We start from the raw sequence: 13119 nt of genomic DNA, 5'->3' as shown, positions 1-13119 counted from the left end.
GGCGCATGTTCGAATTGTGCCACGATGAGCGGGAGTCCGGCTTCGTGCGAGACCAGGAGATACGCGTCGAGTGAACGGTCAATCCATTCCGGTGGTCACGGTGATCGCCCTTCTGCTCGCGGCAGTCGCGACCGTCGCCATCGGGATCTACGGGGTGCGCTTCGCCCGTACGACCTCGGACTTCCTCGTGGCCTCGCGCACCGTCGGACCGCGCTGGAATGCCGCCGCCATTTCGGGCGAATACCTTTCGGCCGCATCATTTCTCGGTGTCGCCGGTCTGATAGCGAAGTACGGTGCCGACGCGTTGTGGTATCCGATCGGCTTCACCGCCGGTTACCTGGGTCTGCTGCTGTTCGTGGCAGCGCCGCTGCGCCGCAGCGGCGCCTACACAGTCCCGGACTTCGCCGAGTTCCGGTTGGGTTCACGCAGGCTACGCAAGCTCGCAATGCTCGTCGTCGTGGTCATCTGCGCGCTGTACCTGGTGCCGCAGTTTCAGGGCGCAGGGCTCACGCTCAACATCCTGCTCGGTGTTCCGGGGTGGGTGGGCGCCGCCGTGGTGGGACTCATCGTGATCGCCAACGTGGTCGGCGGTGGGATGCGCTCGATCACCTTCGTTCAAGCTTTCCAGTACTGGCTCAAGCTCACCGCGGTGGCGGTCCCAGCGATCGTTCTCGCGATGCACTTCTTCGCCGACGATCGTGCAGTAGGGGGCCCGGCGCCGCCCACAGTAGACAGTGTGACCACGGTGGACATCACCACCGACGTGTCGGTTCAGGTCGAGGTTCCGATCGAAGTCACGGCGACGGGAATGGTCGACGGAGTCAGCGTCGACGGCCGGCTGGTCCTGGGTGACGGCACGCACCAGCTCGCCGAGGGAACCTCGCTGATTCTCGATGCCGGGTCGCCGGTGCCGGTGGTGGCGGGCGCGCCCACCACCGACAGCGACTGGGCGGAGCCGGGTTGGGGTCTCGGCGGCATGCATCCGCTCTACCAGGTGTATTCGTTGATTCTGGCGACGTTTCTCGGCACGCTCGGCTTGCCCCACGTACTGGTGCGCTTCTACACCAATCCCGACGGTCGGGCCGCGCGTCTGACCTCGCTCACGGTCCTCGGTCTACTCGCACTGTTCTATCTGTTTCCGACACTGCTCGGCGTGTTCGCCAGGTTGTATGTGCCGCAGTTACTCATCACCGGTACCTCGGACGCCGCGGTGCTGCTGTTGCCGGGTTCGGTGTTGTCCGGGTTGCCCGGTCAGCTCCTGGCGGCGCTCGTCGCGGCGGGGGCGATCGCGGCGTTTCTGTCCACCTCCTCCGGCTTGCTGGTGAGCATCGCCGGAGTGCTCAGCACCGATGTGCTGCGGGGCCGGGTGCGGGACTTCCGGATCGCGGCGGTGCTCGGCGGTGCCGTGCCTCTCGCGTTGTCGGTCGGGGTCGCCTCGCTCGACCTGTCGCGGACCGTCGGATTGGTATTCGCGGTGGCGGCGTCGACGCTCTGTCCGCTGCTCGTGCTCGGTATCTGGTGGCGCGGGTTGACGGCGGCGGGCGCAGCTGCCGGGTTGATCGGCGGTGGTTCGGTGTCGATCGTCGCCGCGTCGTTGTCGGTGTTCGGAGTGTCCGAAACGTGGCTCAGCGGATGGGCGTCGACGATCCTGGGCTACCCGGCGGCGGTGTCCGTTCCGCTGGCATTCGGGTTGATGTTTTTCGTCAGCAAGCTCACCGCGGCGTCGGTTCCCGCCGATGTCGGGACTATCTTCACTCGACTGCACGCGCCGGAGCGCCTGGGCGTGGGCCGAGACCGCGAACAGGAGCTGTAGCGCCCCTCCTGAACCGGTTGGATCTCCCGCCCACTCGTCGTGGTGAGATGACCGCTCGGCGCACACTCGCGCAGCTGGGCGTGTGAGCGGTGCCACTGCATATCTTTGTGATTCACCTCTCACTAGCGTTCCTTGCAGTTGTTCGGTCACATTCCGTGACGATAAGCGCAAAGAGGGAGCTACGAAGGTGACACGACCGGATACATCTCCGCCACCGGACGCGCAGGCGTTCATCGACATGCAAGCGAGCCCGGAATTTCAGGAACTTCGACGACGGCTGCGCAGCTTCGTCTTTCCGATGACCGGGTTCTTCCTGACCTGGTACGTCATGTACGTCCTGCTGAGCACTTACGCGTCGGACTTCATGTCCATCGAGGTGTTCGGCAACATCAACCTCGGCCTCTTGCTCGGGCTCGGCCAGTTCGTCACCACGTTCGCCATCACGGGCATCTACGTCAGATTCGCCAACCGTGAACTCGATCCGCGTGCAGCCGCTCTCCGCGCCGAGATGCTGGAATCTCAGGAGGCCAAGCTATGATACTGGGTCATTCCGCAGGCTCCACTACTGCGAATCTCGCACAAGCCGTCGACACCACAGTCGGCGAACCACTCATCAACATTGCGATCTTCGTCGCGTTCGTCGCGGTGACGATGTTCGTCGTGATCCGCGCCAGCAAGAAGAATGCGACCGCGTCCGAGTTCTTCACCGCAGGCGGTGGCTTCTCGGGACCGCAGAACGGCGTCGCCATTGCCGGTGACTACCTCTCGGCCGCCAGCTTCCTCGGCATCGCCGGAGCTATCGCCGTATACGGATACGACGGCTTCCTCTATTCCATCGGCTTCCTCGTTGCCTGGCTCGTCGCGCTGCTGTTGGTCGCCGAATTGCTCCGCAACACAGGTAAATTCACCATGGCAGATGTGCTCAGCTTCCGGCTCAAGCAACGGCCGGTTCGTACCGCGGCCGCAATCTCGACGCTGACGGTCTCGCTGTTCTACCTCCTCGCGCAGATGGCAGGAGCCGGCGGCCTCGTCGCACTGCTCCTCGACATCACCGACCGCACCGGTCAGTCGATCGTCATCGCCATCGTCGGCGTGCTCATGATCACCTACGTCCTCGTCGGTGGCATGAAGGGCACCACCTGGGTGCAGATCATCAAGGCCGTCCTACTGATCGCCGGCGCCCTGTTCATGACAATCCTGGTGCTCGTCAAGTTCAGTGGCAACTTCTCCGACCTGCTCGGTTCCGCGCAGGCCATGATCGCCGGTTCCTCCGACGAGGTCGTCAATGCACGCAATGTCATCGAACCGGGAGCGCAATACGGCGGCAGCGACCTCTCCAAGCTGAACTTCCTTTCCCTCGGTATCGCCCTGGTGCTCGGAACAGCGGGTCTGCCGCACGTTCTCATGCGCTTCTACACGGTGCCCACCGCGAAGGAAGCCCGTCGCAGCGTCGTCTGGGCCATCGCGCTCATCGGTGCCTTCTACCTGTTCACTCTCGTCCTCGGCTACGGCGCCGCAGCAATCGTCGGACCCGACCGAATCCTCGCCTCCGCCGGCGGGCAGAACTCCGCAGCACCGCTTCTCGCCTTCGAACTCGGCGGCGTCGTGCTGCTCGGTGTGATCTCCGCGGTGGCTTTCGCAACGATCCTCGCGGTCGTAGCCGGTCTCACCATCACGGCCTCGGCGTCGTTCGCTCACGACATCTACGCCAACGTCATCAAGAAGGGCGATGTCGACGAGATCAAGCAGGTCCGGGTCTCGCGAATCACCGCAATCGTGATCGGTGTGCTGGCCATCGGCCTGGGCATCCTGGCGAACGGGCAGAACATCGCCTTCCTCGTGGCTCTCGCCTTCGCCGTCGCTGCCGCCGCGAACCTGCCGACCATCGTGTACTCGCTGTTCTGGCGCCGTTTCAACACCACCGGCGCACTGTGCAGCATGTACGGCGGCCTCATCTCGACGCTCATCCTGATCGTCTTCTCGCCGGCAGTATCGGGTTCGCCCACGTCGATGCTCCCCAACTCGGACTTCGCCTGGTTCCCGTTGTCCAACCCCGGCATCGTCGCTATCCCGCTGGCGTTCGTTCTCGGCATCGTCGGCACCTTGTTGTCGAAGGATTCCGAGAGCAGGGCCAAGCAGGCCGAGATGGAGGTGCGTTCGCTGACCGGCATCGGAGCCGAGAAAGCAACCGCGCACTGATCAAGTTTTCCGATAGCGCTCAGAGGGCGGCCGACATTGTGTCGGCCGCCCTCTCAGCGTTGGTTGCCGTCACTATCACACTCGTCGAGATCGGGAGATATCACACGTGCTGTGCTGTTGACGAGTCGTACCTCACACCGATCGCTTGACGCCGGTGGTTACGATCCCTTCCGTGGCCAAGCTGAAGGTAACCGTCAATGTCCCCCTCGAACCCGATGTGGCATGGACGCACGCGTCCGACCTTGCCGACTACGACAAGTGGTTGTCGATCCACGAGGCCTGGCGCTGCGACCTGCCCGAACAACTCGCCGACGGCGTCACCCTCGAGTCGGTGGCGAGTGTGAAGGGGATGCGCAACCGCGTTCGCTGGACCATCGAGAAGTACGACCCGCCCAAGAAGCTCGAACTCAAGGGCAACGGCAAAGGCGGCGTCAAGATCGGTCTGAAGCTGACCGTCGCTGCGGGAAAGAGTGGCGGCGCGGACGTCACCCTCGACGTCGACCTCGGTGGCGCGCCGCTTTTCGGGCCCATCGGATCCGGCGTCGCACGTGCTTTGAAAGGCGACATCGAGAACTCGATGAAGACGTTCGAGTCGCTGTACGCCTAGATTTTGCCGCGCCGCCGCACAGCCTGAGTCCGACCTCTTCGGTCTCGCGCTCACCACGGAGAGGTTCCACACATGCCCGGTAGACACAGTGCGCCGCAGACGGCGTCCAGCTCGACAGGGCTGCTCAAGTACGTTGTCATCGCCGTTGTGGCGATCGTGGTCATCGTCGGCGGTGTCTTCGCCGCACAGAAAGCATTCGGTTCTGGGTGCGCAGACACCTCCACCTACACGCTCGCGGCCGACCCGGCCATCGCAGAGGTGGTGACGCAGGTCGTCGCCGACGTGCCCGCAGAGGACCTGGGTTGCGCGAGCATCGAGGTCACTGCCACCGCCTCGGGTGAGGCGTCCGCTGCTGTCTCGATGGGGTCGCAGCCCCCGTCGCTGTGGATCCCCGATTCCTCGCTGTGGGTGGGTAAGACGGTACGTGCGACGGGCTCACTGGTCGATCTTGCGAGCAAGTCGGTGGCAACGACGCCCGCGGTCATCGCGGCGCGGACCGACGAGGTGCCGTTCTTCGATTCCTGGCTGACGGCGCTGCAACTGAAGGGCTTGCGCATCGGCAACCCGCTGACCAATACCACCTCCGACGCCCCGATCCTCGGCGCCCTCTCGGAAGCGGGAACCGATGACGAGGCGGTGGATTCGGTAGAGGCAGCCCTGGTGCCCATTGCCCAGGCGCAGGCCGAAGTCAAGAACGAGTCCGACGCCGCATCCCGGCTCGACGAGGTGATCGAGGACGGCGGCGTCGCTGTCGTCTCGGAGCAGACACTCGTGCGCCACCAGGTCTCCGGCGCCGATCTGCAGGCGACTGTCCCTCCCACCGGGAGTTTCTTCCTCGACTTCCCGCTGGCCGTCACCGAGCCCGACAGCGACCGGCAGGAGGGCGCGAAGGCTGCCGGCCTGGCTCTCGCCGATGCCCTGGGTTCGGAAACGGGTCTGGCGACCCTGTCCGAGGCGGGGTTCAGGGCACCGGACATGGCGCCCCTCACCAGTAGCGAGGCGGGTGCTGAACGAGGCGTGGGCGAGGTCGCCTCGCTGGGCATCGCCGATCAGCAGACGGCAGAAACCGTGCTGCGTCGCTATCAGGTGCTCGCGATGCCCTCGCGTGCCCTGGTCATCGAGGACGTATCCGGATCGATGGGCTACAACGCTGGGGCCGATACTCGGATCGAATTGACCGTGCAGGCCAACCAGACGGGCATCGGCCTGTTCCCGGACAACGCCGCGATGGGGCTGTGGGCATTCTCGATCGGTCTGGGCGGCGGGGATCAGGACTATCGCGAACTGGCACCGATTCGGCGTCTCGACGAGGACGTGGACGGCATTTCGCAGCGCGAGGTGCTGATGCAGCAGATGCGGGTGCTGCCCGGCCTCGTCGGCGGCGGAACCGGGCTGTACGACGCTACGCTGGCGGCGTTCCGGCAGGTGAAAGAGGGATACGACCCCGACTACATCAACAGTGTCATCGTCTTCACCGACGGCTCCAACGAGGATCCGGACAGCATCTCGCTCGACGAGTTGCTCGAGACGCTCCGCGCGGAGCAGGATCCGACGGCACCGGTAGTCATCGTCACGATCGGCATCACCGAGGACGCCGACGCCGCGGTTCTGCAGCAGATTTCCGCGGCCACCGGCGGATCGAGCTATCTGGCGAGAAACCCGGCCGAAATACCCAACGTGTTCGTCAATGCGCTCAAAGCCAGGGCAGGGCGCTGATTCGAGGGCTAGGTTTGACCCTGCATTTAAGCAAGTATCGACCGGGGGAGTTGGGGCAATGTCGGGGCGGCATGGAGCTGGGGCGCGGAGAAGTCCGGTCCTCATGTGGGGCGCGGTGGCTGCCGCGGCGGTCGTCGTGGTGGCGGGTGGCTACTTCGCGGTCACCGCAGTCGGCGCAGGCGGGTCCGGATGTGAGACGGTCGAGCGGATCTCGGTGGCGGTCGATCCGACGCTCGCGCCGGTGGTCTCGGATGCTCTGGCTGCCACCGACGTAGCCGAGCGTGGGTGCGCGGAGTTCGAGGTGCGCGCCGAGGCGCCCACCGACACCGCGACCGAACTTGCCAACTCCGAAGCCGAGCGTCCCGATCTGTGGATCCCCGACTCGACCCTGTGGCTGCTCAAGACACTCCGCTCGACGGGCGCTTTGCCGGAGGTGGCCAAGTCGTCCGTAGCCAACACCCTGCCCGTGGTGGTGACCCGCGACGGTGACGCACCCGCGCCTGCCACGTGGCTGAGCGTCCTGCAGACCCCCGAGCAGCGCATCGGCGACCCACTGGACAGCAGCGCCTCCCTGGCATCGATTCTCGGGGCTCTCGCGGAGTCCGAAGTCGGCCTGTCCGATGCCGAGGCGGTGGCGGCAGCTCTCGTGCCGATGGCGCAGGACTTCGGCCGGATCGCTGATCAGCCGCACGGTACCGCCGACCTGGTCGAGCAGGTAGCGGTCGACGGTGGTACGAGCGTGGCCACAGAGCAGAGCGTGGTGACCTATAACGCGCAGAATCCGTCGACACCGTTGCACGCGGTTGTTCCCCCGACGGGCAGCTACTTCCTGAACTATCCCCTGGCGGTGACGGCCGAGGCTGGGCCGCGTTACGGCACGGCGAGGGACGCGGGAGCTGCGCTCGCATCGGTATTGTCCACCGTCGCTGCAGCAGAAAGCCTGTCCGAGGCCGGTTTTCGGCCATCGAGCGCAGTTCCGCTGGCCGACGGCCGAGGTGTCGGATCGGCCGCCTCGCTCGAGTTGAAGAACCCGTTGGCCATCGAGAGCACGCTGCGTGACTGGTCGGTGCTGGCGCTGCCGCTGCGCACGCTGGTCGTCGAGGATGTTTCCGGGTCGATGGCCGCGGCTTCGGGGGATTCGACTCGAATAGCGCTGACTGTCGATGCCAGCCTCGGGGCGAACGCACTCTTCAGTGATCGCACGGAGATGGGTTTGTGGGCGTTCTCGATCGGGTTGGGCGGTGGTGACCAGGACTATCGAGAACTGGTGCCACTCGGCCCGGTCAGCAACGTCGTCAACGGTCTGCCTCAGCGGGAAGCGATTCTCTCGGCTGTTCGGTCGCTGCCTTCGCTGGTCGGCGGCGGAACAGGCCTGTACGACACGACTCTCGCCGCGTTCCGCAGGGTGAAGGAGGGATACGATCCCAACTTCGTCAACAGCGTTATTCTGTTGACCGACGGCTCGAACGAGGACGAGGGCAGCCCGAGCCTGGACGAGTTGGTCGACACTCTTCAACGAGAGCAGGACCCGGTGCGGCCCGTGGTGATCGTGACCGTGGGAGTCACCACCGACGCCGATCCGGTAGCGCTGCAGGCAATCGCGGCGGCCACCGGCGGAACCAGCTACATCGCAGAGGATCCCCGCGATATTCCGGACGTCTTCGTCAAGGCACTCAACAGCCGTACCCAGCGCATCGGCGGAGAGTGACTCACACGAAGGTCAGAACGATTCCCGCTGCGCAGCACGCGATCACGATGGCAATCGCGATCGCGTCGGCGAAAGAGGGTCCGCGCGGGTAGGCGGTGATCTTGCCGGTTCCCCCGCGGGCGGTGATCGCCGCACCCATCTCTGTGGCCCGCCTGATCGCGATGGACATCGTCGCCGTGATGAGGTCGACGATGGAGTTGTCGGACGCGCTGTTGAGGACGGACTTCGGTCGCAGTTTGCGTGCCGCGTTCATCGTGCGCATCTCCTCGATGAGCAGTGGCAGCGAGCGCAGGCACAGTGCCACCGTCGCCGCCCACTCGTCGACCGGCACCCTCAACTTCTTCAGCGGGGACCCGAGAACCGCGACGGCAGGGGCGATGTCGCTCATCGATGTGGTCCACCCGATCATCACCGAGGCCCCGAGCAGGACGAACGCGAAGACGGTCGAGCGAGCGAACAGTAGTACGGCGTCGAGGCCGATGGGCAGGTTGAGCAACGCCCCCAACAGGAACAGGCCCCAGATCCACAGGGGTGGTCGTGGTACCGCGCCCGGCGGTACTCGTGCGATCACCGCGGTGACGAGAAGCAGGCCGACGATCACCCCGATCGCGGGCCACGACGGTGCCACCACGATGGTGATGCTGATAAGCAGGACGGCGATCAGTTTCGTGCCGGCCCAGAGTCGGTGGATAGGTGAATTTCCCGGCACCTGCCGGAGTACCACTGTGGTCACGAGGGCACTCCTCTCGTCGACAGTTCCGACACGATGCGGCCGCTGTCAAGGGTGATGGTTCTGTCGCAGATCCGGTCCATACCGTCGACGTCGTGGGAGATCACGACAATCGCGATGCCCTGACTGCGCAGTGAACCGAGGACGTCGATGATCTCGCTGCGGCCGGGCGGATCCAGCCCGGCGAGTGGTTCGTCGAGGACCAGAAGTGGTCGGCTGTTTACCACGAGACCGGCGATGACGACGCGTCGCATCTGGCCGCCGCTGAGCGAGTCGATCTCGCGGCCGGCGAGCATCCGGTCCAGGCCGACGGCGTCCATTGCCCGAGCGACCTTCGCCGACCCCACCTCGGGACCTCCGGCTGCTTCGATGTCCTCGGCGACTGTGCGTCTTTGAAGCTGTAGCCGCGAATGTTGGAAGGCGAGCCCGACAGCGCCGACTTTGTCGCTCATGTCTGTGCCGTCGATGGTGGCTGTCCCTGCGGTCGGCTTGGTCAGGCCGGCCATTATCCATGCGAGGGTGGACTTCCCGGACCCGTTTCCACCGAGCATCAGGATGCCGTCGCCCCGGTGGATTTGCAGGTCGATGCCGTCGAGTGCGCGTTGCGCCCAGGGGGTGCGGCGATTGTAGGTGTGTTCCACACCGCGCAGTTCGAGCAACGGTTTGCCGGTACGGAATTCGATGGCGTCGGAGTCCTGGTACGGTCCGCGCATCCACTCCGGTGTGTGTTCCACCTGCATGCCGTCGTGCAGATGGATCACTCGATCGGCTGCCGTTGTTTCCGCATCCTGATGTGTCACAAGCACAACTGACATCCGGTGCCGCTTCGGCAGTGCAGCGAGCAGCGCGACCAGCGACCTCCGGCCTTCGGCGTCGATCATGGCTGTTGCCTCGTCGGCGATCAGCAGTGTAGGTCGGCGAGCGAGGGCCGAGGCGACAGCAAGGCGTTGAAGTTCGCCACCGGACAGCGACGATGTCTCGCGTGTGCCCATTCCAGCGAGTCCGACCTCGGCGAGCAACTTCTCGACATCGAGGTCTACGCCCGGTGCGAGTCCCCACACCACGTCGTCCGCGACCCGACTGCCGAGCACCTGGCTTTCGGGGCGCTGCAGCACAACGGCGGTGCCGCCTTCGAGTCCGAGGCCCGCGATACCCGGACGTTCGACGGTTCCCGATGTGGGCAGGGTTCCGGCCAGGATGCGGGCGAGGGTGGACTTGCCTGAACCGTTGTGTCCCACCACGGCTACGAATTCACCGATGTCGATGGTGAGGTCGATGTTCTCGAGCGCGGCCGCGCGGGCGTTGTCGTAGCGGAAGCCGACGCCGGTCAATCGGAGCGGAAGGGGCTTGACCACACCGTCACCCGCCGCGGGCAGGTGCTCGACTACCGGAATGGTAGCGAGGCGATCGAGGACGGCGCCGAGGATCAACCACGTGAACAGGGCGCCGAAGATGATGCTGAACGACATCGTGCCGAGAATCCACCACCACCAGTTGTCCAGTACGGCGCCGACGCTCGAGCGCAGCACATCTGCGGGCGTCACGAGCATCTCGGCGCGCGACATCATGCGTGCAACACCTTCGATGGTGTTCTCGATGGTTCGCAGGAACAGCTCGCGCAGCGGCGTCAGAACGAACAGCATCCCCACCGTGAACAGGCCCAGCGACGGGCCGATGATGGTAGCCGTCGCAAGGACCGAGAGCAGCCCCTGTTTCTTGCGTTTCGCCCGCCCCACGATGCCGCCGAGCAACGCCGACGTGGCCACCGTGAAGGCCGTGGTGGTACCTGCGGCGACGAATGCGACGAGGATCCCGGCGGCGGCAGCCGCGACCAGCGCACGTGTGCGGTGACGCTGGATCACCACTGCCAACGGGACGGCGGCGACGATCTGCAGGGCCGATGCCATCGGAACGACCATGGCAACGACCGACAGCGCCACCGCGATGCTGCTCATCACCGCTGCTGTCGCCGTTTCGGCGGGCGTCAGAGCCAAGGACTTGCGCAACCTCGTCGGTCCCTAGCGCGACCGCTGGCTGGTGGCAGGACCGGCGGGACGACGCCGACGTCCGCCGCCGGCGGCGTGCTGGCGCGGCGAACCGTTGCGTGGGCTTCCTTGCCGCGGCTGCTGCTGCGGTGCGACCTTGACGGGCTCGACGTAGCGGGCCTGCTCGCCGACGAGTTCGGCGACCTGAGGTGACGTCGAGGTGACCCGAACGGGTGTGACCTTGATGTCGGCCTTGCGTAGCAGGACTGCGGTGTCTCGGCGCTGCTCCGGAAGTACGACGGTGACGACGTCTCCGGCGCTCCCGGCGCGTGCCGTACGGCCCGAGCGGTGCAGGTAAGCCTTGTGCTCGGCGGGCGGATCGACGTGCACGACCAGCTGGACGTCGTCGACGTGGACGCCGCGCGCGGCGACGTCGGTGGCGACGAGGACCCGAGCTGCACCCGAGGAGAACGCCAACAGGTTGCGATCGCGCGCAGCCTGAGACAGGTTGCCGTGCAGGTCGACCGACGGAATTCCCGCTTCGGTGAGCTGCTTGGCGAGCTTGCGCGCCTGATGCTTGGTACGCATGAACAGGATTCGGCGACCCGTGCCCGATGCGAGCTGCTGCACCAGCTTCTTCTTCGCCTCGACACCGTCGACCTCGAACACACTGTGTGTCATGGCTTCGACGTGTGAGTTGACCTCGTCGACGGAGTGAGTGACCTGGTCGGTGAGGAAACGCTTGACCAGCTTGTCGACACCGTTGTCCAGCGTCGCCGAGAACAGCAGGCGCTGACCCTTCGGCGGGGTGGCAGCGAGGATTCGTGTCACGACGGGGAGGAAGCCGAGGTCGGCCATGTGGTCGGCCTCGTCGAGGACAGTGATCTGCACGCCGTCGAGGGTGACGTGGCGCTGCTTCATCAGGTCTTCGAGACGGCCGGGGCAGGCGACGACGATGTCGACGCCACCGTTGAGTGCGGAGACCTGGCGGTTCTGCGAGACGCCACCGAAGATGGTGGTGACCCTGAGCTTGTATGCGGCCGCCAACGGTTCGATGGCGACGGCGATCTGGGTGGCCAGTTCGCGGGTGGGAGCCAGGATCAGTCCGCGCGGACGGCCGGGCTTGCGGTTGCCGGGCAGCTGTCCGGCGAGGCGGGCCACCATCGGGATGGAGAAGGCGAGGGTCTTGCCGCTTCCGGTCTTTCCACGTCCGAGCACGTCACGTCCCGCGAGTGTGTCGGGAAGGGTGTCGGCCTGGATGGGAAACGGTTCGGACTTGCCCTGTGCGGAGAGGACATCGGCGAGTGCGTGCGGTACGCCGAGCGAAGCAAAAGTAGTCATAACGATGAGATGTGCCTTTCGGGCAGGGTGTTGCACCCATGGCCGATGGCCGTCAGATGCAAAGGGTGGCGAGACTGCCGGTGGGCAGTTTCGATCGCCGTAAGAAAAGCCTGTGCAGGGTGCACATGGACTACGCGGCCGGAGCCGGGCGGAAGTAGAAGCATTCCACGACGTCTGACGAGCAGCTACGCGCGTCGTCGACAAGTGTAACCGAGTCATCGGCATCGTCACGCCACCACACCGATGTCGAAGACGATGCCGTTCTCGATCTGTGAGGTGTAATGCTCGATAACCGACACCCCTGACGCTGTGGATATGTAGGTGTGCCCGGTAGGTGTCATAACCCCGTACTTGTGAAGCTCGCGGCGACCGGTGCGTTCCGGTCTTGCTTTCCAGCCTTCGCCTTCCTTCGCGTAATTGCATGCGGCACAGAGGCCTGCCCCGTTTTCGGCTGTTGTCCTGCCACCGGCAGCGTGCGGCACGATGTGGTCGTGGTGCCGGATGGGTGCGTCGCACCACGGGGTGCGGCATGTCCGGTCGCGAACATCGATCAGGCGCGCGAGTGCCGTCGGGAAGGTCCGCGATTTCGATTCCATCGCGGTGAGCGCCCCGGTCTCAGGGTTGGCATAGAGCCTGCGAAGTGCGACGCGCGTCTCACTGTCGAGTGCCTCACGTACCAGTTTCTGGGCGACATCGGAGGGAATATCGCCGTAGCCCTGCAGGTGCGCGGACCCGGCGTTGCCGCTCAATAGTGCGGTGTCCGGCAACACAACGTTGACGGTGACCGGTGAACCTGCAGCGGCGGAGACTCCCGTTATCCGTTCGAATACGAGGTCGGCCATGATCTGGTCGCGGGTACGGGTCTCTCCACCTGCATTGATGATGGTGTCGGCATCGCGCCGCAGCGTCGCCCACATGCCCACGGCTCGTTCCATCGAGGTCAGACATCCCAGGGCCGTAATTTGTCAAGCGGCGGTGGGTTGTTGTTCCGTTCGGTGTGCCCAGGCGATGTGTTCGTCG

At 65.2% G+C, this 13119-nt stretch carries 9 protein-coding genes and 1 pseudogene; 6 read left to right on the top strand and 4 right to left on the bottom strand.

The window, feature by feature from the left end; translation table 11 throughout:
- Positions 1 to 70 precede the first annotated feature (70 nt).
- The 6 genes from J1M86_RS18435 (at position 71) to J1M86_RS18410 (ending at position 8043) form a co-directional block, all read left to right on the top strand.
- Positions 71 to 1813 (top strand): cation acetate symporter, encoded by a 1743-nt coding sequence (locus J1M86_RS18435; RefSeq protein ID WP_206510891.1) that lies wholly within the window; start codon positions 71 to 73, stop codon positions 1811 to 1813.
- 238 nt (positions 1814 to 2051) lie between these two features.
- On the top strand, positions 2052 to 2351 hold the full coding sequence (locus J1M86_RS18430) for a DUF485 domain-containing protein (protein WP_083667171.1): 300 nt from the start codon (positions 2052 to 2054) through the stop codon (positions 2349 to 2351).
- Positions 2348 to 4012 carry a cation acetate symporter gene (locus tag J1M86_RS18425; RefSeq protein WP_075837319.1) on the top strand — a complete coding sequence of 555 codons (1665 nt, stop codon included), beginning with the start codon at positions 2348 to 2350 and terminating at the stop codon, positions 4010 to 4012. The genes J1M86_RS18430 and J1M86_RS18425 overlap by 4 nt, the downstream gene beginning before the upstream one ends.
- A 172-nt stretch (positions 4013 to 4184) precedes the next feature.
- A complete protein-coding gene (locus J1M86_RS18420; RefSeq protein WP_075837318.1) occupies positions 4185 to 4619 on the top strand; it encodes an SRPBCC family protein in 435 nt (144 codons plus the stop codon).
- A gap of 72 nt (positions 4620 to 4691) precedes the next feature.
- Positions 4692 to 6335, top strand: coding sequence for a VWA domain-containing protein (locus tag J1M86_RS18415; RefSeq protein ID WP_206510890.1), 1644 nt, complete (start codon positions 4692 to 4694; stop codon positions 6333 to 6335).
- Between the two features lie 58 nt (positions 6336 to 6393).
- Positions 6394 to 8043: a VWA domain-containing protein gene (locus J1M86_RS18410; RefSeq protein ID WP_206510889.1), complete on the top strand. Its 1650-nt coding sequence runs from the start codon at positions 6394 to 6396 to the stop codon at positions 8041 to 8043.
- 1 nt (position 8044) lies between these two features.
- On the opposite strand, the gene J1M86_RS18405 is transcribed toward J1M86_RS18410, so the two are convergent.
- The 4 genes and pseudogenes from J1M86_RS18405 to J1M86_RS18390 form a co-directional block, all read right to left on the bottom strand.
- Positions 8045 to 8776, bottom strand: a complete 732-nt coding sequence (locus J1M86_RS18405; RefSeq protein ID WP_075837316.1) for an energy-coupling factor transporter transmembrane protein EcfT — start codon at positions 8774 to 8776, stop codon at positions 8045 to 8047.
- A complete protein-coding gene (locus J1M86_RS18400) occupies positions 8773 to 10680 on the bottom strand; it encodes an ABC transporter ATP-binding protein (protein ID WP_241260201.1) in 1908 nt (635 codons plus the stop codon). The genes J1M86_RS18405 and J1M86_RS18400 overlap by 4 nt, the downstream gene beginning before the upstream one ends.
- A gap of 111 nt (positions 10681 to 10791) precedes the next feature.
- Positions 10792 to 12099 carry a DEAD/DEAH box helicase gene (locus J1M86_RS18395; protein WP_206510888.1) on the bottom strand — a complete coding sequence of 436 codons (1308 nt, stop codon included), beginning with the start codon at positions 12097 to 12099 and terminating at the stop codon, positions 10792 to 10794.
- A 227-nt stretch (positions 12100 to 12326) separates the two neighbouring features.
- Positions 12327 to 13034 (bottom strand): annotated as a pseudogene (locus tag J1M86_RS18390) (HNH endonuclease); the annotation flags it as partial.
- Positions 13035 to 13119: the final 85 nt, after the last annotated feature.

It is taken from the genome of Rhodococcus sp. KRD197, assembly GCF_017168235.1.
Lineage (GTDB): Bacteria > Actinomycetota > Actinomycetes > Mycobacteriales > Mycobacteriaceae > Rhodococcoides.
This window is presented reverse-complemented; position numbering and strand designations above follow the sequence as displayed.

Bases quoted from the DNA above. Each gene is read 5' to 3' on its own strand.
- J1M86_RS18400 (WP_241260201.1), bottom strand. From the start codon at position 10,680: ATGGCATCGGCCCTGCAGATCGTCGCCGCCGTCCCGTTGGCAGTGGTG.
- J1M86_RS18430 (WP_083667171.1), top strand. From the start codon at position 2,052: ATGCAAGCGAGCCCGGAATTTCAGGAACTTCGACGACGGCTGCGCAGC.
- J1M86_RS18410 (WP_206510889.1), top strand. From the start codon at position 6,394: ATGTCGGGGCGGCATGGAGCTGGGGCGCGGAGAAGTCCGGTCCTCATG.
- J1M86_RS18395 (WP_206510888.1), bottom strand. From the start codon at position 12,099: ATGACTACTTTTGCTTCGCTCGGCGTACCGCACGCACTCGCCGATGTC.
- J1M86_RS18425 (WP_075837319.1), top strand. From the start codon at position 2,348: ATGATACTGGGTCATTCCGCAGGCTCCACTACTGCGAATCTCGCACAA.
- J1M86_RS18415 (WP_206510890.1), top strand. From the start codon at position 4,692: ATGCCCGGTAGACACAGTGCGCCGCAGACGGCGTCCAGCTCGACAGGG.